The following is a 24,567-nucleotide window of genomic DNA, read 5'->3' as shown; positions in this document are numbered from 1 at the left end:
TAGATTTAAGATTGCATGTGTCCTTTTAACAAACCATTAAAAATATCACATGAAAAAGACAACCATTCTTTCTTTGGACGGAGGTGGAATAAGGGGAATCATCACCTGCATTATTCTACGTTACATAGAAGAACAGCTCCAGTATTATGATAAACCGACTGCCAAGCTCGGAGATTATTTTGATCTGGTAGCGGGCAGCAGCACCGGAGGTCTGATTGCTTCTATTATTTTATCTCCTGATGAAGCCCGAAAAGCAAAATATTCTATTCAGAAAGGCTTAGAATTATATGCTGAAAAAGGCGGCGACATTTTCCAGGTTTCCTTTTGGGAAAAACTGGTCAATCCATTCGGATTATTGAATGAAAGAATTTCCCAGGAAGCTCTTGAAAAAAACTTAAATGACTTTTTTGGAAATTTAGAATTAAAAGAATTAATAAAACCTTGTTTAATAATGAGTTATGATATCGAGAACAGAAGAGCTAAGCTTTTCAACTCATGGAAAGCCCACCTCAGCACAGATAACTTTTTTGTAAAGGATATCTGCAGAGCAACTTCAGCTGCTCCTACTTATTTTAGCCCTGTGCAGATCAAATCCATGTATGGACAGATCTTCAGCCTGATTGACGGAGGAATGTTCGCTAATAATCCTGCTCTTTGTGCTTATGCAGAAGCAAGAAAAATTCCTTTTGCAGAAGTGTTAAAAAACCACCAGAAAGCCAATCATCCGAGTGTAAACGACATGATTATTATTTCTATCGGAACAGGAATTGAAGCAAGACCTTATCCTTTCAAAAGACTTGAAAAAGCAGGAAAAATTGGCTGGGTAAGTCCTATTATCGACATTTTAATGTCTGCCAATGCAGAAACAGTGGATTACCAGCTGGAACAGATGTTTCAAACGCTGGGACTTAGAAACCAGAAGAACTATTACCGCCTGAATCCTTCTCTGAAAAACGCTTCTCCAGCAATGGATAATGTGAGAAGGTCTAATATTGAAAACCTGATCCAGGCAGGATTGAGCTATATTGATGATAACAGAGAAACATTAAACCAAATTGTTCAGAAACTCATCAAAAATAAAATATAAGCTTTTTACCTTATAAACACCCAATATAAGCTCTGAAAATTATATTTTAAAATTGGAAAATATTTTTAAAACACGTCAAGTTTTGTCGTTCTCCCCTACTACCTTTGGAGTATCAAAAAGACACAAAACAATAATCCTTAAAAATTTTTAAAAGCCTTTGAATTCAACATTCTCTCATGCTGAACAGCCTGAAATATGTTCAAAATATAACCAACACCTTACAACACAAAACATGGAAACACCCAATCACAATACCCATACACTCTTCGATGAAGATCTCTACACCATAGAATGGAGCGACATCGAAAATGCAGAGATGGATTATGAAAACTATCTCAATAACATTGAAAACTTCTTCAGAGAAGATTTTGAAGAAGGAGTGCTTGAAGAAGATACTTTTTAATTAAAATAATAAAAACACGACAAGTTCTGACGCTGTCCGCCATTACCTTTGAAATCTCTATAATACACGCACAGCAATCTCATTAAACAGTCTCAACACCTTTGAATTCACCATTCACAAAATGCTGGACAGCCAGAACTATGTCTGAAAATATAGTACAAAAGTGGAATCTCCTCCACCAAAAAAGGAGACAACAATCAATTTATTAACCAACAAATCACACAAAGTTTTATGAAAACAAAAGAAGAATTAAAGCTCTATTTTGAAAATGGAGATATCCCAAGGCAGGAAGACTTTTGGGAATGGCAGAACTCTTACTGGCATAAGGATGAAAAATTACCCAACAGTTCTCTCGAGCTAATAACTTATGAAGAATTTTTACCTTCTCCTACAGACAATACAGAGATTATGGGAATAGGAAAAAGAATTGTATTTCCTGAAGGGATCAAAGTTATTGGGGGTATAGCTGGAGGACCAGGTTTTCTGTATCAGGCAGCAGCAAAAAATATTATTACACAAGTGACTCTTCCAAGTACTTTGGAAAGAATAAAAGCTAATGCATTTGGTAACCAATTCATAACCGGAACTTTAAGAATACCCGGATCATGCAAAATAATTGAAGCATCGGCATTCTCCGGTTCAAATTCCAGAGTGTCTGAACTCATCTTAGAAAATGGTATTGAAACTATTGACAATTATGCTTTTCAACTTGCTGGAAATACGACCATTACAGACTTACACATCCCTAAATCAGTTAAATCAGTGGGGCAAAACGCATTCAATATCCCATCCTTAAAGAAAGTTTCTGTGAAACAAGGTTTAGATATCAGTAATGCTGGTATCCCAGCAACAGCAACCATCTTATACTACGCAGACATCTAACAATTAACAACATGAAAACAAAAGAAGAATTAAAGCTCTATTTTGAAAATGGAGATATCCCAAAACAGGAAAATTTTTGGGAATGGCAGGACTCATACTGGCATAAGGATGAAAAAATAGATAAAGCACATCTTAATTTTGCTCCTTACCCTGAATTTATTTATTCACCAACAGACAGCACAGAAATCACAGGATTGGATTTTATCATGGTTTTCCCTGAAGGAGTAAAAACTATCGGAGGATTTCAGTTTGCAGTGGCATATCAAAATCGTATCTCTAAAATTAAATTTCCTACCTCCTTGGAAAGAATAAAATCAAGAGCATTTAATGGACAATATTTGAAAGGAACTCTAACGATTCCGGGATCATGCAAGACTGTAGAATCATACGCTTTTGCAAGTGCAGTTGCCAGTGTCTCTAAACTCATATTGGAAAATGGTATTGAAACTATTGAAGAAGGAGCATTTCAGTTATCCGGAAGTCCTATAACATTTTTAGAAATTCCCGATTCGGTAAGGTTTGTAGGAAAAAATGCATTTGCCATTTCATCTCTTCAGACCGTCGCAAAGCCAATAGGATTGGATATCAGTAATGCAGGTATTCCGGCAACAGCAATTATTCTGGATAGGATCACAGAAGAGTAATGCAACAATACTTTCTCAAAAAGGTCATTGTTTAAAATTATTAACATCAAAAAATGAAAACAAAAGAAGAATTAAAGCTCTATTTTGAAAATGGAGATATCCCAAGGCAGGAAGCCTTTTGGGAATGGCAGAACTCATACTGGCATAAAGACGAGAAAATTGACATGACTAAAATCGCAGGTCTGGAAAACGGATTACCTCGTTTTAATGACTTTTATACTGAGATCGATGAAACCGGAAATGCTTCTCTGGCTCATTTAAGTGTCAAAAGAGTATTTATTAAAGCAGGAACATTGTCTATTCCTGACATGTTTCTCTCCAATACCGGTATATCGGAAGTATCAGTTCCCAATAGTGTAACTAAGATTGGAAAAGAAGCTTTCAGTAATAATCTTATTAAATCAATAAGTCTCCCGGCACAGGTTAAAACCATCAGTGAAAGTGCATTTTCTAATAATCAAATCACAACATTATCCTTATCTGAAGGACTGAAAGAAATTAAAAGCTCAGCTTTCAGCTATAACAAAATCAGTTCACTGTACATCCCATCTACAGTTGTTATGATTGGCTCCAAAGCATTTAGCAACAATCCCAATTTACAATATGTAAGGCTGGAAAGATCTACCCAATATTACGCTGATGCTTTTGATGCCCAAACTACAGTTGTTGGAGGAACTCTAATCAGTGACATGTAAAATCCATAACAGTTATGAAAACAAAAGAACAACTCAAACTCTATTTTGAAAATGGAGATATCCCAAGGCAGGAAGACTTTTGGGAATGGCAGAACTCGTACTGGCATAAGGATGAGAAAATCTCCACACAAAAAGTTTCAGGACTCGAGAATGGTACATATAATATCATTTACGCTGAGATGGATAAAGATAAAAATGCCTCAATGGAATTTTTTCTAAAAAGAAAAGTAATTGTACCGCCGGGAACTTTAAGGATTCCCAAATATTTTACAATGGGCATAATGATAACAGATATACAAATACCTGACGGTATCGTAAGTATTGGAGAAAATGCTTTTTTAAGCTCACAACTTACTTCCATTACGATCCCTAATACCGTTACTGAAATTCAGAAACTTGCATTTGCAAGTAATAAACTTACCTCGCTCCGACTTCCTGAAAATCTATCTGCGATTGGTTACGGCGCATTTTCAGGTAATGAAATTTCAGATTTGTTGCTTCCAAAGAAACTTAAAGTCATTGAAGAAACTTTATTCAGCTCCAATAAACTTACTTCTGTAATCATTCCTGATGACGTTACTGAAATCAAAAATTATGCTTTCGGAAATAACCTTATTGCATCTGTACATATTCCACAAACTGTTCTCAATATTGAGTCGGGAGCATTTTCAGGCAACAAACTAACAGAGGTTGTATTAGGAGAAAACACCAAATATCACATGTATTCTTTTGATCCTGAAGTTCAGGTAACCGGAGGGCAGCTTATTAATTAAAATTTAACAAAATGAAAACAAAACAGGAATTAAAAAAATATTTCGAAAACGGGGATATCCCAAAACAGGAAGAATTTTGGGAATGGCAGGAGTCATATTGGCATAAGGATGAAAAACTTCCTTTAGAAAAAATAGATTACGACTTTTCTAAAAAAGCAGATGTAAACGCTTCCAATATAAGCCCACAGGATGCTCAGCTTTGGAAAAACAAAATCGAAACACAAACATCTATTCAAACCCCACAATTGAACGGAAATATCTTAACTGTATTTTATATCGGTGAGAATGGAGTTCAACAAAGTAAATCTGTAGATTTAGGTACTCTCGTTACCAATAACATCCATATTGAAAGAGCTGAATATGATGCCGCTCAGAATATCATCACAATTACCCAGAATGATGGATCTGCCTTTCACATTAATCTATCAGAATTCAGTATTATTCCGACTACCAATCCCGACGGAAGTATGACATTGGTACAGGAAGGCCAGGACAAAGTAGTTTTGAAAAAAGTAGCGCTTACAGGCAGCTATAATGATCTTTCTGATAAACCAGCATTTAGCGGAAATGATAATTTACAAAATGTCATCGACAGAGGTAACGGAACAACCAAACCTATCATTTTCCAACCGAGCGAAGGCAGAGCAGGTGAAATCAATTTCAGCTCTAAAACCTATTCTTTATGGTTTGGAAACATGAATACAGATCATACCGGAACCTATGGAATTGGGATCGGATATAATGCCCTACCAAAACTAACAACCGGCCTAAGTGATATTGCTATCGGAGGTTTTGCTGGTGCCAACCTGACCACCGGAGACTGGAACACTATGGTAGGAGTAAACAGCGGCTCGCTTTTAACAACCGGAAGTTACAATCTAATGGTCGGAACTGAAGCTGGTAAAAATTCAACCACAGCTCTTGGATGTACTTACGTTGGGGATGAAGCGGGGGTTAAAAACATTGATGGTAAATACAACACCACATTAGGAATAGGAACCGGATACTGGCTTACTCATGGGGTTCAGAATACATTCCTTGGAGCTTTTGCTGGGCAGAATTACGGAAAAGTTACCACTTCAGGGGCTTGGGGTTCCAATACATTTATCGGATATAATGCAGCTTCAACCACTCATGCAATGGGAGTTTGGGGAGATAATAACGTCGTTATTGGCTGTAATGCCCCATTGGGAGGTTCCACATTCAACAAGTTGGTTATTGAATCCAATCCGGTAGCAAGACGTCATGATTTTGTGACTCCATTAATTGGAGGGGACTTTGCCGTAAGAACAGTAGATTTTGACGCTGTTATTTCTGCAAAAAGAACTCCTTTAGCAGACAGTTCTTACACCAAAGTAGCAGTGCTGAACGATGGTAATGTATTTGGATATAAAAATTTATCAGACCTTACTGATTTTGTCCCACTTTCTGGTACAACACCTGTGAAACCTATTACCGGAGATATTGTCTTTGACAATACAAACGGAAACAGAGAATTGAAAGGAGCTGTGTATGGATCATATATTTCCTTCCTTGATGACGGAGTAGTTGAAATCAATAATAAATACAATGCAGGCAGTAATGTAAGAATCTCAGGAATTGACTTTATAGGAACATCTTATGATTCTCCGGGAATGACTGGATCTTTTTATTATGGCGACTATTATCGTAATGAAAGTTTTATCCAAAAGAAATATGCAGACAAGCAGCACTCTTATACTACCAAAGAAGAAAAAACTGGTGGTTTATGGATTAATAATAAACCGGTCTATAAAAAGACATTATTCCTTGATCAGATCCCAAGAACCGGAGAATTTCCAATTGACAAAATTTTTGAAGATATGGAAGTGATTGTCTCCAACCAAATGTTCACAGAATGGTATGCACTGGATGTAGCATTTGCCGGAAATCAATGGATGACGAAAGCTTTCATCACACTGGAAAACAAAAAGGTAAGATTTGAACTTGCAGGTGTTTCTGATTATGATTACTCTCTGATCAATTCATTTGCCCTGACCCTTGAATACACCAAAAAAAATGACAGCCCGGTATAATCACAATTCATTAAGTAAACAAAAACAATACACACAATAAAAACAAAATATTAAAAAATGGCAACAAACGAAACAAACAATAGCGCACCACAAACCTTATTTAGATTTGTAAGCTTAAGAAACCCAGAATTAACAGAAACTAAAAAAGTAAATCTTGGATTTATTCACAGACCATCGCAGCTTACGACTTCTTTTGATACGGCAATTAATCCAGCAAGTACAGCTTTAGAAAAATTCCAGGCATTGGAACGTGCTGCTAAATCATTCAATACAGTTGGATATCAAAGCGAAATTGAAATTGAAGGCGGACCTCTTTTGGAAGCTCTTAAAATTGGTAGAAAAATTGCAAAAAAAGAAGCAATTTCTGTAGCAGATGAAATTACAGCTAAGAATCTATATAACAGCAATGCTATACAATCTAAAATGGGAGAAATCTGGGACAATCTTATTTATCAAACGGTTACCCAGGAAAACTTTTATGTAAAAGAAGCTTTGGTTCATATTTTAAAAGCTCTTCACTTTGGATATGTTGCTGATTTACCTTCCACACCGGAATTAATAAAAATCAACGGTGAGGATCTGAAAGCAAAAGCATTGGAAGCAAGAGTTGTTTTACCCATGAAATTGTTTGGAGACGGATACGAAGGAGAAGGTTCCACATCAAATCCTTCAGGAAATGCATTTCAGGTAGACATCTCTAAAATTGGAGAGGGAATGATCAACGGTACTACTCCTCTTTCATTTTCGGTACAGCAGCAATTAAAAGCAGAAGGAGAAAGGATTTCAGAACTTTCTTATCTTACTTTTGAGAAAGATGGCCTATTACAATTGAGAGCTGAACTGGAAGCTACTCAGAAGTTATTCTATACGTTAAGAGCAAAAGCATATGATGCCGCTTACAAACAATATATGGATACCCATCAGGCAGATATTGAGAGATACAATACCTTGCAGGAAAGTGTTAAAGCCCAAATTGCAAAAGGAGGTTTAACACAGGAACAAATTGATGCTTTATATGCTTCATTGGAAGCCTTAAAAGTTCCGCCATTCAAGTTTGAATATAAAAATGAAATTAATTTTGGGGATCTTAAGGAAAAACTTTCTCTGGATTCTTTCAAATTATTCGTCAATATTTTCACAAAAGTAACCAGTGAGGAAAAACCTGAAGGCGGATTGGATTTCTCAACAATAACGGTTTTAAGTGACAGAAAACTGCAGTTAGGAACAATTGAAGTTTCCATTACTGACGAGTTTGACACCTATCCTGAAATTTTTGAAAAAATGGATGAAGAAACGGCTTCAAAAGTTCAGACTTTATTCCAGAAATCACCAGCTCCAGAGCAAACTTATGCAAGTGTAGGAGGAGTATTGGTTCCTGTAGCTGCTTCTTATAGCGCTTCATCCCGAGTTGTTCCAAGATCATATTATCTGAAAACATCCTACGAACCAGTCTATTCAAGAATGCCGGCAACAGCTACATTCTATTATCAGGCTGAAAGCAACGCATGGGGAGCAGCTTCTGTAAAAATCAATGCCAGCACTGATTTCGGATTGTTTGAGGAAAGCTTCTCCAATATTGAAGTGGTAGATGGAAAAGTAGCCTTGCCTCTGTTCTTAGTGGATAAGTTTGGTAAGTTCATCAGATCTATGGACATCAAAATTTATTTCAATAATGGAAAAGAAGCTTCATTAAGTCTTTCTGAAATTGAAATCAACAGAACATTCACAGGAATTCTTTATACTGAAGAGACAAAAGATGAAACGGAAAACCCATCTGAAGGTAATGGTGGATATAAGCCAGGAACCTTTATTCCTAAGCACTTTGGTGTAAAAAGGCTGGGTATTGCAGATTACTTAAAAGTTGTTCAGACAACTCATGCTTATGTTCCGGGTGAGGTAACTCATATCGAAAACATTATGGCGAAAGAGTTTAAACAAAAATCAACCCGTAGGCTGAGAAGAAGTGAAATTCAGACCACCACTTCCAAGTCTACAGAGAGAGAAACCCTGAGTGATACAACTACTACAACCCGAAATGACATGCAGTCTGAAGTAGCTAATGTTATCCAACAAGATATTAATACTGAGGCACATTTCAGATATGGAGGTATGGGTAAATCTTTTGAGGTGGGAGGAAGCTTTGCTGCCAGAAACTCTAAAGAAAACAGTACAAGGCAGGCTATTTCAAAATCTCAGGAAATTACAGAAAAAGCTACAGAAAGAATCCTTACCAAAGTAGCCGAGGAAAGAATTGAAAAAATCATTGAAGAATTTGAAGAAAACAATGCTCATGGTTTTGATAACAGAAACGGTAACAAACATGTAGTTGGAGTGTACAGATGGGTAGATAAGAAAATGAAAAACCAGATCTTCAACTATGGTAAACGTACCATGTTTGAATTCATGGTTCCTGAACCTGCAAGACTTCATACTTTAGCAACAGCTGCTTCAAAATCTGATACATTAACGCCACCTTTAGACCCAAGAACCGTTACCGGTCAATGGAATATGCCAAGCGCTCAAAAAGCCACTCAACAACAGATTGAATACTGGGCGAATTACTATAATGTAAAACTTACAGAACAGCCGAAATCTCCTATTAACCTTATTCTTGGAAAACAATGGGAAAAAGTAGACGGAAACGGAGAATTCAGACACAGACAAATTGATATCCCTGATAACTATGAAGCAAGTGCCGTAAAAATGTTCTATGGTTTCGAAAGAGATTCAAGAGGTAAAAGTGTTCTATATACAAGTAATTTTGCAGGAGGTACAGTAGCTTTGGAAAACTGGAATACTTCTATTGACAGTACAGCTTATTTTACACCTCAGAATGTAACCGGTTCTTATGACTTCGTGTACAGATGTGAAAATATCGACTCTGTGAATATCGCATTCGAAATTACTTGTAAACTTTCTGCAGCGTACATGACATCATGGTTCTTAGAAAACTTCACAGCCATTATCAAGGCTTATGATGAAGCTTATGCCATCTTCTTGGAGAAGAAAGCAGAAATAGAGAAAAAAGCGAAGGAAGAAGAAGAGCAGAATAAAGAAAAGCTTAATTCAAGCAACTTCTACCGTAATATGGAATCTGTTATCCTAAAACATAACTGTATTGCTTATCTATTACAGGATTATGCTTCACTGGGGAAAAACTTTACCAACGGAGCAGAAAGAATGCAGGACTTCAGCATTGTGCTAGGTGAAGATCTGGAACAATATACTGCATTGGCAAAATTCATGGAACAAGCCTTTGAATGGAGCATCATGGATTATACCTTCTATCCTTACTATTGGGGAGATAAAGCGAAATGGCAGGATATGTATCTGTCTCAAAGTACAGATCCTTTATTCAGGAACTTCCTTCAGGCAGGTATGGCCAGAGTAATTGTAACGGTAAAACCAGGATTCGAAGATGCCGTACAATTCTTCATGTCTACCGGAAGAATCTGGAACGGAGGTGAAGTACCTGTAATCGGAGATCCGATGTATTTGAGTATTGTTGACGAAATGCGTGAACCTGTAGGAATAAAACAAGGAAAAGCATGGATCACTGTACTTCCTACTTCTCTGAATATTTTACAGGAAGACTCAGCCGGATTAAAAACAGCTACAGCATTACCATTTACAAAGGAAAATCCAGAAGATTTTGAAGTTCCTTCAGATGTAGTTACAGAAACTGAATTTTCTATTGTTGACTCTAAATTAAACGCAGGAGACGATAAGTTTGTAGACAAAATTGAACTTAACAACGGATTCCTTGAGTTGACAACAGATGATAATCCTAAAGAAGTTATCGCTTCATTACCATTATCTGAATTAAAGCAGGCATTGCAATAATTCTGTTGAATCATACTTCATGAGGCAGAGTGTTTTACTCTGCCTTTTTTATTAATCTTTAAAATTATTAAAAATGAAAAACACAGATTATAAAGATGTTTTTGATATTGTTGAAGAGGCTTTGTCAATGAAAAACAAATTCTCAGCATTTTTGAATCCATTATTTACAGATAACAATTCAGGAGAATTTATTCGGGGAATGAACAACGTAAGTCCTCTAGCCACGTATAAATTCTATAACCAAAACACTTCTGTAATCAACAACAAATATTATCCCTCTGCTAAAAGCTTTCAACAAGGAAACTCAAGTTTAGTAATAGATCCTAAAATTGATAAAAACGGATTTTCTTTTTATAAATATGAATTTTTTTCAGATACAAATAGAAATGATATGGTTAATAGCAGTGAAAAATTGGCTTTTAAATTACTCCTATTTGTTTCAACTGACGGCAATAAAGTAAAAGAATGCTACGAAGTAGTAAAACCTGCTGAAGATGAAGTTATCTTTTTTCTGGAAACTGATGATGATACTTTAAGTGACGATGTTTTATATGGAAGGGTTTCTGATAAAATAAAGAAAACATATACAGATCAGTCTTCAGGTAAAATATATAAAACTTTTTTTGACGGAGACATTATGGATAGAATTAATAAACATGCCAATAATGTCAGTAAAGAAATCATTGAAGAACTTTTTTTAAAAGGATATATTGAAAAAAAAGGTATTAAAGAAGGTTTTTTTACTTTTATCAGATATGTTATTATGAGCATTTCTGCTCCTGCAAAAGCTTTAGGATGGGTTTCTAATAAATTAGGGCATGGCATTGATTTTCTTAAAATTCCGGATAGTATTTGGGATACGGAAAATCAGGATTATTTTTTTAAAAAAGATAGTTTAATCAAGGTTTTATCCATTCCTGATGGAAAACTAAAAATTGTCAAAGAAATATTTACCAATAAAGATGGATTTGATTTCACTGATATTTCTCCTGAAATAATTAATGATATTGTTGTTAATCAAATCTCTGTAATAGAAAAATTTATAGAGAATTATAACAACTATGTAAAAAACGAAATTGAAGATATTTTTAAAACCTTGGAAAGCCCCCAGATGCAGGAAAAAACCACTATCCTCTCTGAAAGAATAGCTTTGATTTGTGGGATATGGAACGGTGTGATTGATTTTGTATCATCAATTTTCAAATTCTTGGGGAGCTTACTTGAAGCACCTTTTGATATCTCTTTGGATTTTCAACACATTCTGGAAATGATAGATAATTTTTGGAATATGTTAAAATCAGGAACATTATTCACCAATATTAAAAATGCGGTATATGATGGAATTAAACAGATGGCAGACTATCTAAAAAGTAAAAATTCCGATGATATGAATTGGGTCAGAATTTATTATATCGCGGGATTTACGATCTCTTTCATCGGAACATTCTTCATTCCCATTGCCGATATAGCAAAAGTTGCTGAGGTTGGGAAACTTGGAGAGGTTTTAACAAAAATAAATTCAGAAATAGGAAAAACTATTAGCCAAACCAGTAAATTTGTGAAAATTCAAACTGCAGATGCCTATAAAAAAGCTGGTAAGGCATTAGAAGATTTACTACTTCTTTTTAAAACAGGGGGACAAAAACTGCGCGACTTTATCAATAATATTTGGAAAAAGATCGCAGATTGGTTTCTGAAAAATAAGGAAGCTATAAAACCTCGTTATGAAGAGATTGCTGATCTTACTTCTAAAGAGTTAGATTGGATGGCATCCAGAAATATTGGCAATTTAGGAGGAAATATATTAAAGGAAACTCAAATTAGAAAACTTAGAGGAACCTTAAAAAATAAAGGATTGACTTTAATTGTAGATGGGGATATTAACTCTATTACTAAGTTGTATAAACCTGTCGGAGGATTCAAAACTTTTGAAGATCTGATGCTTTTTATGAAGTCTAGTATTCCCCCTAAGGTAGGGATGTTCAGTGCACAAACCGGTCAGCTAATTTTGACGAAAGAGTGTACGGAAATAGTTGCATTCCACGAAATGTGTCACTTAAAGCACTTTGAAGAAGTAGGAGCTGAAGTATATAGAGGATACAACAGATTAACCAAAGAAATGTATGTCTGGAAACAGATTATAGCCCAAAGAAGCAGATGGACAGAAGCAGAGTTAAACGATGCATTTAATTACATTAACAGAGTGAGAGTAAATGAGTATGGTTTAAAACCACTAAAAATAAAATAAAATGAATTATACTGAAGAAAAAATATTAGTAAAGGCAAAAAAGGTTTTAAAAGATTTAAATCCGGCTTACTTTAATGAAGAAAATATCGGCAAAGTGGAATACAATGAAAAAGATGAAGTAGCGAGACCTGCTGGTGAAATTATCAATACCTGGGTAGTGGTGGTAAACGAACCTGTTTTTGATTCTCTTGACTTCCTTGTATTCTCAGATATCTCCGGAGAACCATTGTATATACAGTCCAAACATTCAATTCATGAAATAAAAAAAGACAGCAACGGGAACTATTATTAAATAAACCTCAACATAGTCTCAGAAATAGGATTTTTCCAACAAAAAATTATAACACGACACGTTTTGTCGCATTAACCGCATATATTTGTCTTATAAAACTTTACCATGAATCGCAGTTCTGCTGCTCCCTAAAAAAAGAGAAATGAAGAAAGATTTTTATCTGACAAGATATGCCTTAATTATAAAAAAATTAGAAAGTTCTCCAGCTACTTATTCCCAGCTGGAGCACTATCTTTTAAACTCTTTTGAATTCCAGGATGCTGGAATCAAAAGTTACTCTATCCGTACCCTGCAGAGGGATATCCGCGAAATTTCCGATCTCTTCAATCTTTCGATCCACAACAAGAAAAAAGGAGACAACCGATACTATATTGAGAGCCGCCCCATCATGGAAGTGGATGAGTACAACCAAAAGTTACTCGAATCTTTTCAGGTGAGCAACGCTATGAATACCCACCCTGATTTTTCAGATTTTATCTTCTTCGAAAGCCGTAAACCCACTGGTGTGGAGAATTTTTATGATCTGTTTTTCGCGATCAGAAATAAAAGAGTGGTAAGTTTTGAACATTACAATTATAAAAACAAACTGATGACCTCCAGAAAAGTTCATCCTTTAGCCTTAAAAGAATCCAAAGACAGATGGTATCTTATCGCCATTGATACAAAAGATAAAGTTTTAAAATCATTCGGGCTGGACAGAATCAACTATTTGGATGTAGCTAAAAATCAATTTAGAGAAAAATATAAATACAACTTCAGAGAGCATTTCAAAAATGCATTCGGAGTGATGAATCTGGCAGAGCAGAAACCACAGAATATTGTATTAAAATGCAGCCGTCATCAGGGAGAATACATCAGAAGCTTCCCTCTTCATCAATCGCAGAAAGAAACGAAAGAAACTCCGGAAGAAATCTTTTTTGAATTCTTCCTCCATCCTACCTATGACTTTATGCAGGAAATTCTTTCTTTTGGAAAGGAGGTTACCGTTCTGGAACCTAAAGGTTTAGTTGATGACATTCGCAATCATTTACAGGAATCTTTGAACCGTTATCTTGAAAGCTGATCATAAGCAGTAAATTTCATATTTTTTGTTATATTTACATAAATATACCCTTATTGAAAACTTTATTCATTGGCATCAGCTGCTTCATTTCTTCCTTTTTACTGTCACAGCAAAAAGAACAATTCCGGATTGTAAAAAATTATTACAACCAGCACAGAACCATGCTGAATAAAGAATTCAAGAAAAAATTTGATGCAGAATCCAATAATGTAAAGAAAATCGAAATAAAAGGAGATTTCCTTTTTTTCATGAAAAAAATGGACAGTATTGAAAATAATGCATTGATTGGTGCTTTACTAAAAGTAAGAAACCAGGAAGATCTCCAAACCATCAAAAATCCAAGGCTAACCTCATCTAAGAAATTTCAGGATGCAGAAAAGATTGCAGATTATCCCGGAGGGCTTAATTCTTTGAGGCAAGAGGTTGCTAATCTGCTGTATATTGACGGGGTATATTCTGAAGAAAAAATGGTAAAAACAGATGTTGCTTTTATTGTAGAAAAAGATGGAACAGTAAGCAATGTTCATGCACAGGGTGATAATTTTACCTTCAACAGGCAGGCTGAAATTGCATTATATTCTCTTGCAGAAAAATTTTCCCCGGCCATGATAAAAGGTGATCCCATTACCTACTGTTTCAAGCTTCCTTTAACCTTATCCATGACAGATTAAAATGTTTACTGACGAATATTACATGAAAATGGCTCTGCAGGAAGCAGAAGCCGCTTTAGAAAAAGATGAGGTTCCTATTGGCTGTGTGGTGGTTTCTAAAAACCGTATCATAGCAAGAGCCCATAACCTCACCGAAACACTGAACGATGTTACTGCTCACGCTGAAATGCAGGCCATCACCTCAGCTGCTCATTTCCTTGGAGGTAAATACTTAAAAGACTGTACTCTTTATGTAACGATGGAACCCTGTGTGATGTGTTCTGGCGCACTTTCGTGGTCACAGATCTCAAAAGTAGTGATTGGTGCATGGGACGAACAAAGAGGATTTATCAACAAACACCTTTCTCTGCATCCGAAAACCGAAATTATTACTGGAATTATGGAAACGGAGTGTTCTTCTATTGTAAAAGAGTTTTTTAAAAGTAAAAGATAATCTTTTAATCACCATATAAAAAAGCGCAGAATATTCGAAAATATTCTGCGCTTTTATTTTATAAAGTCTGGAATGATCAACACTCCTTAAGAATCAGTCTTTAAAAATAGAATATCTCACGATGTCAAAATATTCTCCGTCTTTCTTCATTTCCTGTTTTAATAAAGCTTCCTGCTCCATTCCTATTTTCTCCATAATTCTTCCGGAAGCCGGATTGTGAAGAAAGTGAGTAGCAAAAATCTTATTGAACTCCAGTTTTTTAAATCCAAAACCTACAACCGCTTTTGCGGCTTCGGTCACAAATCCTTTATTCCAGTAAGGAATTCCCAGCCAGTATCCCAGTTCTGCTTTATCATCATCCCTGTCATGCAGCCCGATAGCTCCTAAGATCTGACCTTCCTTATTCCGGATAGCAAAAGTATATCCTGTATGGTTATCAAAAGCTTCTTTTGACATTTTCAGCCATGATCTGGCATCATCTTCCACGTATGGATAAGGAATATTAGAGGTAAGATCAGAAAAAATTCTATGCTGAAGGTATTCAACGATAAAAGGAATATCTTTTTCTTCCAGTTCTGAAAGTATCAATCTTTCGGTTTGTATGATCGGAAATTTATCCATGATCGTAAAATTAAGGTTGAGGTTAAGACTAAAGTATTAGCTGGACTAAACCTCAACTTTAATCATTATAATTTATAAATCTTTTCCAAGGAAATAAAGTCCTTTCAAGGTATGAAGCCTGTCCATCACATGAATCTTATCTGTAAGAGGTTTGTAAATATGGGAAACGCCACCTGTTGCCACTACAAAACAATCATCATTCACTTCTTCATTGATACGGTCTACAAAACCTTCTACCATTCCCAGAAACCCATATACCATTCCACTTTGCATACAGGTTACCGTATCCAATCCTAAAACAGATTTTGGTTTTTTCAGCTCTATATCCGGAAGCTGTGCTGTCTGATTGATCAAAGAATTCAGTGAGGTAACAATGCCCGGAGCAATAATCACACCTAAAGTCTCACCTGTTTCTGTTACACAACTTGCTGTAAGTGCAGTTCCGAAATCAATAACAATTTTCTTTCTGTTTGGGTACAAATTGTGTGCTGCTACAAGGTTGGCATAGATATCTGTTCCCATCTGCTTAGATTTTGCCTGAACGCCTGAAGGAGTTGATCTATCAACAATTACAGGAGTAGTCCCGTGGATCTTTTTGATCCCGGAGCTCATTACTTTGGTGAGCTGAGGTACCACAGACCCAATAATAACCTTATCAATTTCTTGTGGATCAATTTTATAGGTTTGATAAAGCATCAGCATCTGTACATAAAGCTCATCTGCCGTTCTGTAAGGTTTTGTATTGATTACCCACGAAATGTCACAATTATCACCATTGAAAAGACCAAATCTGATATTGCTGTTTCCTACGTTTATTACAATTGAATTCATTGACATATTTTTCAGAAGAAATTCATTATATATAATTGAAATTTCTGCTTAATTTTGAGGCAATAAATTTAATAATTTTAAGAAAAAGAACCTGCCATTATCAAACTAAATTACAATGACTCACTTATTTTTTCTTTCTTAGGAACAAATCAGTATATTTAATTGCGCAATACTATCATTCTAAACATCTCATGAAAAAACTGATCCTCGCCACTTTATTATGCCTTAGTGTCTCTATTTTTGCACAGTCTGGTAACTCAATGGCAAGTGTTTTACAAAAAATAAAGAGCCAATCAAAAATTGACTCTAATGATAAAGTAGTTTATGATCTGATGGATGAATTTTATCAAAAAAATCTTCAGGCAGACAATGATGAAGTGACTCCCGAACTTACCCACAGAATTCAAAAAGCTGTTTCTGATCCTAATACAAAAAATATACATCTGCTTTATCTTCTTCTAATGTATCAGCAGCATATCAGCCAGACTGTAGCAGAAGGAAAAAATCCCAATCCGGTATTTCAGATTGAAACCATGCATCTTCTGGAAAGTGAAACAAAAGAAGTATATGGAAAACTCCCGGCAATCATTTACATTTTTAAAGCGGAAGCATTAGATAGTGGCCAACAAAAGGATGAAGCAAAACTTACCGTTGCCAATGGATTAAAAGAATATCCTGATTCTATTCCTTTAAAGGTCTATAGTTATTTAAACACCAAGGATGAAGCGCTGAGGCAGGATCTTATCAAAAATCATCCCCAACACTGGATGGTACAGCAATTTGAAATAAAATAAAAAAATCCACAGACTTATCTGTGGATTTTTATTTATAATAGGTGATAATAGTTATTTTACTTCGACAAAATTGTTTTCCATGTTTACATCGGCAATTCTCTGGCTGAAATCAATTCCAAGAGCAGTTAATTGAGATTTTGTGTAAGGAATAGTAAGCGTATATTCTTTCTGTGTCCAAGCCCAATAAGGCATCGTTTTAAAATCACCATAAATATCCTTTTCTTTCCACGTATGCGTCATATTCATCGGAATCTGATAGGTAACAATCTTCTTATCCGTAGTCACCACTCCAAAATCAATAGGCATTGGAACCTGACCATTATTAACTAAGGTAATGGTAGTCGATTTTGCATCGTATTTTACATCCTTAATCCCATAATCAATGGTCTTGGTTGTATTGATCCAATAGTTATGGAACCACTTCAGATCCATCCCCGAAACTTTTTGAGCAATGTGAAGGAAATCTCTGTCTGAAGGGTGCTTCATACTCCACTGATCATAGTATTGCTTTAGGGTTTCTGCAAGATTCTGCTCTCCCATAATGTACCCAAGCTGCACCAGATATAACTCCCCTTTTACATAAGATGCAAAAGTATAAGACGTTCCACTATCATGGTGGTCTCCTAACCAAACAGCAGGTTCTTCAATTCCTTTTTTAACGAATTTTCTGTAAGCATCAAGTCTTTCCATAAAAGGATTTGGTAGATCTCCCGGAAATAACTGATACATCGTATATCCTTCTGCATAGCTTGTAAACCCTTCATCCATCCATGGACGTACGGACTCATTAGTGGCAAGCATCTGCTGATACCATGAGTGAGATCCTTCGTGAGCCATTAAGCCTAATAAATCTTTAACGCTTTTAGCTTCACCTAAAATCATAGTACACATTCCGTACTCCATTCCACCATCTCCTCCCTGGATAAATGCATAGGTAGGATATACATATTTTCCAAAATGAGAATTCATGATCTGGAAATATTTGGTGATATAAGGTTGTGCTTCGCCCCACGCTTTTGTTTTATCATTTTTCTGATAAACCAGATATACTTTTGGTCCTTCCGGAACATTGAAACTTTCTACAGAATAATCTCTGTCTGCACTCCATGCAAAATCAAGAATGTTTTTTGCAGTCCATCTCCAGGTTGCTTTCTTATCTTTTTCTGCCTTTACTTTAGCATTGGCATCGTAGCCTTTTACTTTAGTAGGGTTTTCCAGGATTCCTCCTGCTCCTACTACATAATCTTTGTTGATTTTAATGGTTACATCAAAATCCGAGAACGGAGCATGAAATTCTCTTCCCAGATAATCGAATGTTGCCCAGCCGTCATAATCGTACTCTGCAATTTTCGGATACCACTGAGTCATTGTCATATCTACTCCTTCTCTGTTATTTCTCCCGCTTCTTCTGATCTGCTGAGGGATCACAGAGTCCCAATCCATCGTAAATGTAGTGGTAGAATTTGGTTTGATAGGTTCTGCCAGATATACTTTCATAATGGTTTCCTGAACTTCAAATTTCAGGTCTTTCCCATTTTGCTTAATCCAGTGAATATTCTGAGCGCCTTCCTGATCTTTAGGAATGGAAGCTAATCTTGAGACCCCGTCTTTCTGCAGTCTTCCGTCACCATTTTTGCCTTGGGAAGCCACTCTCTGATCCATCATAGAATTGGGCTTGAAAGCATTCCAGTATAAATGAAAATAAACCACATTCAGCTCATCCGGCGAATTGTTGGTGTATTCTAAAGTTTGTTTTCCCTGATAGGTAAATTTTTCAGCATTGACATCAATATCCATCTTGTACTTCGCAGCCTGCTGATAATAAGCCCCTTGCTGAGCCTGAAATTGTGAAATGATAAACGCAAAAATGATTGCAGCCGATTTTCTCATTTAAAATTTTATTTTTTTCTAAAGGTAGGTAATTTAGATAAGAACCTCAAATAGGAGTTATTTGAAGATTTTAATCTGTTTATTATGGTTTTAGATGAATTTTAATTTAGTTTGTTAAATTCTTTTTTAACCCTTCATAAGGATCACAAAGCTGGCAAGAATAGTATTATCTGCTTTTCAAAAGCTTTTTAATTAAAGTAACCTGCCCAAGATGATAGTAGCTATGCTCAATCATTCCATCGATATTTCTTCGGTAAGTTCCATACTTTTCATCAACAAAAACCTCATCAAGTTTAGAATCCGGTATTTGTTCTAGTAATGATGCAAATTTTTCAGAATCTGTCCAGAGTTTATTCAACAACTCTTCCCATTGTTGCTGAGATTCTATGGGTGGAAGATCAAAACTGAATTGGTCTTTGATCTCGAGATCGCCGCCTTCAAAAACATTAATAATTCCTGCAATATAATAATGAATGTGAAAGGTGAGCATAGCAATGGTGTTCAAGGAATCTACTTTTGCCACCGCCTGTTCCCAGCTCACATCTGAAAGCTGATCTTTAAAATTGGTATTGGCGATCCAGAGACCATCCAGCATAACTTCTCTGAATCTTTTTGATAATTCTGACACTGAACTCATGGGTAGCTACTTATTTTTCTAAAGATAAGTAATTGGATAATAACTTCTAAACTCCGCAGACTTTGTAGATAGCAAAAAAAATATCAGCTTTTTAGAAAACTGACATTCTTATCGGAAATTCATGATGATAGCATTCCCTTCAATTATAAAAAGCATAAAGCTGATTATTTACTAATTCGTTACGCAGAAAATTTTCTTCCACTTTGTGATGGTATTTCTGCTAAGGTTAAAATAACTTGCAAGCTGAAGGTTATTCATGTTATTCTTTTTTTGAAAGTCCAGTATTTTCACAATCGCAGATTTACTATAAGAACGGTGTTTCTGATTAAAATCTGCCGTCTCTTTGTCTGCTCTCCCAAATATTTTATGATTAAGCGTTATGATATCTATTTCTGATAGATTTTCTTTTCGTAGTAAAGGAAGACACGCTGCTTTTTTCTCAGGATATTTGGCATCAAGAATATCCATGAAAATTTGCTGATAATTAATAGTAGATTTTTTCATAGTAATTTTTTAGGCTTAAGCCTAAATATTTGCTGTTTTTCTATATTTTTCTATCCATTTGTAAAGGGTCGTTTTAGGGATTCTGTAATCTTCTATTACCTGAAGTTTTGTTTTTTTTTCACTTTCAATAAGCTCCAGAACAAAGTCTATGATTTCTCTGGTGTAAATATTCTTCCTGAATTGAGGAAGAGCCGTCTTTTTGTGGCTGCTCTTTTCAGAAGAAGGTGGAGCATATAATATCAGATGCTGTGTATAAATTCTAAAAAAATCATATTCCAAAAGTTTGCTCCAACGGAGTAGAACCTCAGCATCTAAACTTTCGGCTTCATACATCTTGTTTATTTCTTCAGTTGAACATTTCATAAAGCTACAGATACGGGAGATGTCCATTCCACATTCTGTAATTCTTTTCTCAATCATCTTTCCTATATGTATTTCCTTAAAATTTGTCATTGTACGGCTTTTTAGATTATTAAAAAAATGCAGCCTTCAATTTTCAATATTCTTTTCATCATATTAAAGAAAGAAGCACTGCATCATTATTTAGAACCTGCTTTTTATAGGTTAAAACCCAGCTTTACCTAAAGCATAGGCCATGATATTATGTAAGAACCTCTCTTGTTGTGTGTCAATCACAGTACCTGCTACTGAGGTATCTCTGAAAGCTCCTTCATCCCAGAAGAAAATAGCTTTCCCTTGGTTTCCGGCCACAAATATTTGAGGAGCAGCTCCATTAGCCGCCAAAAGTGTATATCCTGCAGGCAATTGAGCAGTCGTTACTGCACCAAATGATCCCTGACCTGTTATCAGAGTATTTGTTGTATTACCAAATATTCCATTGTTGATCGCATTTGTATTGGTTGTTGCAGTACCCACACCAGAACCTACAGCACCTGTACCTCCGAATGCATTAAACAGACTGGTTCCTGTACCAGAATCAAAAAGGATGATTGCAACTCCTCCTCCATCTACAAATCCTTTGATTTTAGCAGCATCAGCAGCCGTCATATTGGCGAATCCTGTACTTATAACATCATAGTTACTTAATAAGTTGGCCACTGTAAGCCCAGATAAAGTGGATGTGATATTCGTAAAAGTAAACCCATTGAAATTACCTGTATATGTTCCGGCAGTTCCATAATTAGCAGCATTGCTGAGTTGCGAATTGTACGCTGCCTGTTCAGCACTTCCTATTGCATAGGTAGACCAATACGCAAAACGAACTGTTTTTCTAACTGGTACAGAGTTTGAACAGCTTAAATTGAGCTTAGCCCATGACCCTGTCAAAGTTCCGGATGCGGATGGTGTTCCGCTTAAGTTGTAAGTAATTACTTGTGATTGTCCTGCGTTAAGAGTAGCTGATGCAGGTGTTACAGAAGCCACAGTCACTCCGGTTACACCACTTAAAGTAAGATCACTGGCCTGAAAACCAATTGTAGCCGTAGAGAAAGAGTTATTGGTAAGCGTCACGGAAAATGTTGCTCCAGATAATGCTACGCCTCCTGTATAAGTACCCTGAAATCCGCTTTGAGTACAGTCAGCTGCTATAGTGGGTGTTGTGGAACAAGCGTCGCATAAACAGTTTGACCATGCTGTACCGTTAAATACTTTTACACATTTCATACTGCTGTCATAAATAATCGTTCCTTCCGCTACATTTCCTCCCTGAGGGTTTATAATATTTCCGGTAGAGGCATTGGTAGGCAGTACCAAACCCATATTATAGGTGGTAGGTTTATTAATATCTAATGCACCTCTGGGTGCTGTTGTTCCGATTCCGACCTGGCTATTTGCTACTTGAAATAGCATCACTAATAAAATTAATAAATACTTGTTTTTCATATTATAGATTTTAAACTAATTATATTTTTTTGCGTTTTTTTAAACTTGAATATTGTTATCCTGGAAATACTTCACATCCTTTTCAAGATTTTTAAATTTGATAGGAATTGTAAAAGCTTAAACATTAAAAAACATAGTGAAAGGAGGAGGTCGTGAATAATGAGCCAGCAATTCTTCTTTTACAGGAGAAGATGAACGGGATGAAAATATGATGATAGTTTCCTTAATAAAAGAATATGCAGGTACATATAAATCTTCATATATGATCTGAAATTTTTGGATAACGGGATTATTATTTAACACGGCACATCCCAGATAACCTTCGGACAACACAAAGAATGTACGACTGCTTTCTGAGGAACTGATAAAAGATGCCGAAGGAATTTTTTTCTCAGCCTTATAAAGTTGTGCTTTTTGATCTTTTGGCTCTACATCTGCTTTTCTCTTTTCTGATCCGCAGGCAATTGGCTTTTCTCTATTAAATGTTGAATTTCCAAAATGTTCTACGCCATATATATGGACACCTTTTGCAATGTAAATTTCAGCTTTTCCCGTACTGATTTTTGCTTCTGGACTAGTTGAATCTTTAATTTCGCCGGAAAAATCATCTGTTGTATAAAGAATAACACCATTCTGTATACTTACCTCAGGATTATTTTTATTAAAAGTTTGAGAGAATAAAAACACCGAGATAAACTGCAGAAAAAAGCCAATAGACATACCGCATGTACGGTATGCTATTGGAAACAAACTTTTTTTCACCAGGATGTTTTTCATCATATCATTAAATAATAGTCCTCTTTAGACTATTATTTAACCCATTGATTTACAAATCAATAATTTCACAATAAATAATTAACATCAATATAGACCTTTTGTTGTGTTTTTTCAATACATAAATATCAAATCAACGAAATAAAACACTTACAACAAACTAGACAACAGGTTTTTAAATTATTGGGTTTCTCAAAAAAAAGTTTATATTTGCATTGAAAAAGTAGTCTAAAGAGGACTACTTTTTTTGTTTTAATTTAGCCTGTAATAATCGTTAAACAGGGCAGAATGACATTTCAATTTTTCTTATCTAAAAACAGTGGTTTACAGAAAAATATCCACCTGAAAATTACTGACAATCAAAAAAACAAAATCTACAATTTTCGCACAGATCTTTGCATTTCCGAAGAAAACTGGGATAAAGAAAAACAACGCCCCATCAATATTTATTTGAAAAAATATAAAATCCTTAACGCAAAACTGGATCGCATAAAAAAGAAAGTAACAAGATATATTGATCATCAAGAAGCAGATCACAAAAAAGTTCTCAGACGTGAAATATCATGTAAAATAAAAAAGATTTGTAACGGAATGAAAGAACCATTGCAGGAAAATACACTCCTATATTATATGCAATGGTATATTGACAGCAAAAAGGATCTCATCTGCCACTCCACTTATAAAAGGTATAAAGTTTTCTTTCGTCTCCTGGAACGTTTTGAAGGTTTTTTATGCAAATCAGTTTATATAGAGGATATGGACTCGGATTTTATAAGGGATTTTATGATTTTTGGAAAACAGGAGGAATATAGTGAAAATACCATCTACCGTACGATTCACTTCATCAAAACCATTTTAAATTTTGTAGAAAGAAAAGGAATCAGAACTTGTGTAAGAGAGCTTGAACTTCGCAGAGAAAAACAAAAAAAAGAAGTGATAACCCTTACAGAAAAAGAAATTATCAAAATACAGAAAACAGATGTTCCGGAAGAACTGCAAGCAGCAAAAGACTGGCTGCTCATCAGCTGCTATACCGGTCAGCGATTTTCAGATTTTATACGATTTAGTACGCAACAGATCCATATTATTGAGGGAAAAACCTGTCTTTCTTTTGCTCAGCAGAAAACAAAAAAAGAAATTTTTCTTCCCCTACACCCCAAAGTATTGCATATTATTGAACGAAACAAGAATTGCTTTCCAAAAATAATGGACATCCAGCATTATAACAGATCCATCAAAGAAATTGCAAAACTGGCTCATCTGAATGAATCTTTAAAATCCCGGAAAAGAATCGGGTACAGAAGCAGGGAAGTACAAACCGAAAAATGGGAAGCCCTCTCGAGCCACATAGGACGAAGGAGCTTTGCAACCAACTTCTATGGAAAAATCCCAACACCACTGCTGATGGAAGCTACAGGACACAGTACCGAACAAATGTTTTTACGATATATTAATCCTGTAAATAAAGACCGTATTTTATCTCTCAGCAATTATTTTGATACTATTGATGAAGGGAGAACGGCATTTCAATATTAGCGCATTCTTTCATTCATATTAAAAAACCTCAGATGCAAAATACACCTGAG

General features: G+C 35.5%; 23 protein-coding genes. 15 read left to right on the top strand and 8 right to left on the bottom strand.

Annotated elements, in window-relative coordinates; translation table 11 throughout:
* The first annotated feature begins 49 nt into the window (after nucleotides 1-49).
* The 13 genes from CQ046_RS01095 (at nucleotide 50) to CQ046_RS01035 (ending at nucleotide 15,088) form a co-directional block, all read left to right on the top strand.
* Nucleotides 50-1,087, top strand: coding sequence for a patatin-like phospholipase family protein (locus CQ046_RS01095; protein WP_105700484.1), 1,038 nt, complete (start codon nucleotides 50-52; stop codon nucleotides 1,085-1,087).
* A 157-nt stretch (nucleotides 1,088-1,244) separates the two neighbouring features.
* Nucleotides 1,245-1,490: a hypothetical protein gene (locus CQ046_RS01090; protein ID WP_105700483.1), complete on the top strand. Its 246-nt coding sequence runs from the start codon at nucleotides 1,245-1,247 to the stop codon at nucleotides 1,488-1,490.
* A 231-nt stretch (nucleotides 1,491-1,721) separates the two neighbouring features.
* Entirely contained in the window at nucleotides 1,722-2,372 is a 651-nt protein-coding gene (locus CQ046_RS01085) for a leucine-rich repeat domain-containing protein (protein ID WP_105700482.1), read from the top strand.
* 11 nt (nucleotides 2,373-2,383) lie between these two features.
* Nucleotides 2,384-3,016 (top strand): leucine-rich repeat domain-containing protein, encoded by a 633-nt coding sequence (locus CQ046_RS01080; RefSeq protein WP_105700481.1) that lies wholly within the window; start codon nucleotides 2,384-2,386, stop codon nucleotides 3,014-3,016.
* A 53-nt stretch (nucleotides 3,017-3,069) separates the two neighbouring features.
* Nucleotides 3,070-3,711, top strand: a complete 642-nt coding sequence (locus CQ046_RS01075) for a leucine-rich repeat domain-containing protein (RefSeq protein ID WP_105700480.1) — start codon at nucleotides 3,070-3,072, stop codon at nucleotides 3,709-3,711.
* 14 nt (nucleotides 3,712-3,725) lie between these two features.
* Nucleotides 3,726-4,484: a leucine-rich repeat domain-containing protein gene (locus CQ046_RS01070; RefSeq protein WP_105700479.1), complete on the top strand. Its 759-nt coding sequence runs from the start codon at nucleotides 3,726-3,728 to the stop codon at nucleotides 4,482-4,484.
* A gap of 11 nt (nucleotides 4,485-4,495) precedes the next feature.
* Complete coding sequence (locus CQ046_RS01065; protein WP_105700478.1) at nucleotides 4,496-6,538, top strand: hypothetical protein; 2,043 nt, start codon at nucleotides 4,496-4,498, stop codon at nucleotides 6,536-6,538.
* 57 nt (nucleotides 6,539-6,595) lie between these two features.
* Nucleotides 6,596-10,381: a hypothetical protein gene (locus CQ046_RS01060; RefSeq protein ID WP_105700477.1), complete on the top strand. Its 3,786-nt coding sequence runs from the start codon at nucleotides 6,596-6,598 to the stop codon at nucleotides 10,379-10,381.
* A 73-nt stretch (nucleotides 10,382-10,454) separates the two neighbouring features.
* Nucleotides 10,455-12,629, top strand: coding sequence for a zincin-like metallopeptidase toxin domain-containing protein (locus tag CQ046_RS01055; protein ID WP_228406830.1), 2,175 nt, complete (start codon nucleotides 10,455-10,457; stop codon nucleotides 12,627-12,629).
* 1 nt (nucleotide 12,630) lies between these two features.
* The gene (locus CQ046_RS01050; RefSeq protein WP_105700476.1) at nucleotides 12,631-12,921 is read left to right on the top strand and encodes a hypothetical protein; all 291 of its coding nucleotides are present in this window, start codon (nucleotides 12,631-12,633) and stop codon (nucleotides 12,919-12,921) included.
* A gap of 142 nt (nucleotides 12,922-13,063) precedes the next feature.
* Nucleotides 13,064-13,984: a helix-turn-helix transcriptional regulator gene (locus CQ046_RS01045; RefSeq protein WP_105700475.1), complete on the top strand. Its 921-nt coding sequence runs from the start codon at nucleotides 13,064-13,066 to the stop codon at nucleotides 13,982-13,984.
* A gap of 53 nt (nucleotides 13,985-14,037) precedes the next feature.
* On the top strand, nucleotides 14,038-14,655 hold the full coding sequence (locus CQ046_RS01040) for an energy transducer TonB (protein WP_228406829.1): 618 nt from the start codon (nucleotides 14,038-14,040) through the stop codon (nucleotides 14,653-14,655).
* Between the two features lies 1 nt (nucleotide 14,656).
* Nucleotides 14,657-15,088, top strand: a complete 432-nt coding sequence (locus CQ046_RS01035) for a nucleoside deaminase (RefSeq protein WP_105700474.1) — start codon at nucleotides 14,657-14,659, stop codon at nucleotides 15,086-15,088.
* Between the two features lie 93 nt (nucleotides 15,089-15,181).
* On the opposite strand, the gene CQ046_RS01030 is transcribed toward CQ046_RS01035, so the two are convergent.
* Nucleotides 15,182-15,709: a GNAT family N-acetyltransferase gene (locus CQ046_RS01030; protein ID WP_105700473.1), complete on the bottom strand. Its 528-nt coding sequence runs from the start codon at nucleotides 15,707-15,709 to the stop codon at nucleotides 15,182-15,184.
* Between the two features lie 72 nt (nucleotides 15,710-15,781).
* Nucleotides 15,782-16,540, bottom strand: a complete 759-nt coding sequence (locus CQ046_RS01025) for a type III pantothenate kinase (protein ID WP_105700646.1) — start codon at nucleotides 16,538-16,540, stop codon at nucleotides 15,782-15,784.
* A 191-nt stretch (nucleotides 16,541-16,731) separates the two neighbouring features.
* Here CQ046_RS01025 and CQ046_RS01020 point away from each other — a divergent pair, with 191 nt between their 5' ends.
* Nucleotides 16,732-17,334, top strand: coding sequence for a hypothetical protein (locus tag CQ046_RS01020; protein ID WP_123906549.1), 603 nt, complete (start codon nucleotides 16,732-16,734; stop codon nucleotides 17,332-17,334).
* Nucleotides 17,335-17,385: 51 nt separating this feature from the next.
* On the opposite strand, the gene CQ046_RS01015 is transcribed toward CQ046_RS01020, so the two are convergent.
* The 6 genes from CQ046_RS01015 to CQ046_RS00990 all read right to left on the bottom strand — a co-directional run bounded on the left by CQ046_RS01015 (nucleotide 17,386) and on the right by CQ046_RS00990 (nucleotide 22,987).
* On the bottom strand, nucleotides 17,386-19,224 hold the full coding sequence (locus CQ046_RS01015; protein WP_105700471.1) for a M1 family metallopeptidase: 1,839 nt from the start codon (nucleotides 19,222-19,224) through the stop codon (nucleotides 17,386-17,388).
* A 166-nt stretch (nucleotides 19,225-19,390) separates the two neighbouring features.
* Complete coding sequence (locus CQ046_RS01010) at nucleotides 19,391-19,861, bottom strand: DinB family protein (protein WP_105700470.1); 471 nt, start codon at nucleotides 19,859-19,861, stop codon at nucleotides 19,391-19,393.
* Between the two features lie 171 nt (nucleotides 19,862-20,032).
* Complete coding sequence (locus CQ046_RS01005) at nucleotides 20,033-20,365, bottom strand: transposase (RefSeq protein ID WP_105700469.1); 333 nt, start codon at nucleotides 20,363-20,365, stop codon at nucleotides 20,033-20,035.
* Nucleotides 20,366-20,386: 21 nt separating this feature from the next.
* Nucleotides 20,387-20,818, bottom strand: coding sequence for a transposase (locus tag CQ046_RS01000; protein ID WP_105700468.1), 432 nt, complete (start codon nucleotides 20,816-20,818; stop codon nucleotides 20,387-20,389).
* 111 nt (nucleotides 20,819-20,929) lie between these two features.
* Complete coding sequence (locus tag CQ046_RS00995) at nucleotides 20,930-22,207, bottom strand: hypothetical protein (protein ID WP_105700467.1); 1,278 nt, start codon at nucleotides 22,205-22,207, stop codon at nucleotides 20,930-20,932.
* Between the two features lie 117 nt (nucleotides 22,208-22,324).
* Nucleotides 22,325-22,987 carry a hypothetical protein gene (locus CQ046_RS00990; RefSeq protein WP_105700466.1) on the bottom strand — a complete coding sequence of 221 codons (663 nt, stop codon included), beginning with the start codon at nucleotides 22,985-22,987 and terminating at the stop codon, nucleotides 22,325-22,327.
* A 282-nt stretch (nucleotides 22,988-23,269) separates the two neighbouring features.
* On the opposite strand from CQ046_RS00990, the gene CQ046_RS00985 reads away from it, so the two are divergent.
* On the top strand, nucleotides 23,270-24,517 hold the full coding sequence (locus CQ046_RS00985; RefSeq protein WP_105700465.1) for a phage integrase SAM-like domain-containing protein: 1,248 nt from the start codon (nucleotides 23,270-23,272) through the stop codon (nucleotides 24,515-24,517).
* The last annotated feature ends 50 nt before the right edge of the window (nucleotides 24,518-24,567 follow it).

This window comes from Chryseobacterium sp. MYb7 (assembly GCF_002979455.1).
GTDB lineage: Bacteria > Bacteroidota > Bacteroidia > Flavobacteriales > Weeksellaceae > Chryseobacterium.
Note: the sequence above shows the minus strand (reverse complement) of the source record. Positions and strands in the feature narration are given on the sequence as shown.

Coding starts and splice junctions, on each gene's coding strand:
- CQ046_RS01070 (WP_105700479.1), top strand. CDS start 3,726: ATGAAAACAAAAGAACAACTCAAACTCTATTTTGAAAATGGAGATATC.
- CQ046_RS00985 (WP_105700465.1), top strand. CDS start 23,270: ATGACATTTCAATTTTTCTTATCTAAAAACAGTGGTTTACAGAAAAAT.
- CQ046_RS01025 (WP_105700646.1), bottom strand. CDS start 16,540: ATGAATTCAATTGTAATAAACGTAGGAAACAGCAATATCAGATTTGGT.
- CQ046_RS01065 (WP_105700478.1), top strand. CDS start 4,496: ATGAAAACAAAACAGGAATTAAAAAAATATTTCGAAAACGGGGATATC.
- CQ046_RS01035 (WP_105700474.1), top strand. CDS start 14,657: ATGTTTACTGACGAATATTACATGAAAATGGCTCTGCAGGAAGCAGAA.
- CQ046_RS01010 (WP_105700470.1), bottom strand. CDS start 19,861: ATGAGTTCAGTGTCAGAATTATCAAAAAGATTCAGAGAAGTTATGCTG.
- CQ046_RS01080 (WP_105700481.1), top strand. CDS start 2,384: ATGAAAACAAAAGAAGAATTAAAGCTCTATTTTGAAAATGGAGATATC.
- CQ046_RS01055 (WP_228406830.1), top strand. CDS start 10,455: ATGAAAAACACAGATTATAAAGATGTTTTTGATATTGTTGAAGAGGCT.
- CQ046_RS00995 (WP_105700467.1), bottom strand. CDS start 22,207: ATGAAAAACAAGTATTTATTAATTTTATTAGTGATGCTATTTCAAGTA.
- CQ046_RS01045 (WP_105700475.1), top strand. CDS start 13,064: ATGAAGAAAGATTTTTATCTGACAAGATATGCCTTAATTATAAAAAAA.
- CQ046_RS01095 (WP_105700484.1), top strand. CDS start 50: ATGAAAAAGACAACCATTCTTTCTTTGGACGGAGGTGGAATAAGGGGA.
- CQ046_RS01050 (WP_105700476.1), top strand. CDS start 12,631: ATGAATTATACTGAAGAAAAAATATTAGTAAAGGCAAAAAAGGTTTTA.
- CQ046_RS01085 (WP_105700482.1), top strand. CDS start 1,722: ATGAAAACAAAAGAAGAATTAAAGCTCTATTTTGAAAATGGAGATATC.
- CQ046_RS01015 (WP_105700471.1), bottom strand. CDS start 19,224: ATGAGAAAATCGGCTGCAATCATTTTTGCGTTTATCATTTCACAATTT.
- CQ046_RS01000 (WP_105700468.1), bottom strand. CDS start 20,818: ATGACAAATTTTAAGGAAATACATATAGGAAAGATGATTGAGAAAAGA.
- CQ046_RS00990 (WP_105700466.1), bottom strand. CDS start 22,987: ATGATGAAAAACATCCTGGTGAAAAAAAGTTTGTTTCCAATAGCATAC.
- CQ046_RS01020 (WP_123906549.1), top strand. CDS start 16,732: ATGAAAAAACTGATCCTCGCCACTTTATTATGCCTTAGTGTCTCTATT.
- CQ046_RS01060 (WP_105700477.1), top strand. CDS start 6,596: ATGGCAACAAACGAAACAAACAATAGCGCACCACAAACCTTATTTAGA.
- CQ046_RS01030 (WP_105700473.1), bottom strand. CDS start 15,709: ATGGATAAATTTCCGATCATACAAACCGAAAGATTGATACTTTCAGAA.
- CQ046_RS01075 (WP_105700480.1), top strand. CDS start 3,070: ATGAAAACAAAAGAAGAATTAAAGCTCTATTTTGAAAATGGAGATATC.
- CQ046_RS01005 (WP_105700469.1), bottom strand. CDS start 20,365: ATGAAAAAATCTACTATTAATTATCAGCAAATTTTCATGGATATTCTT.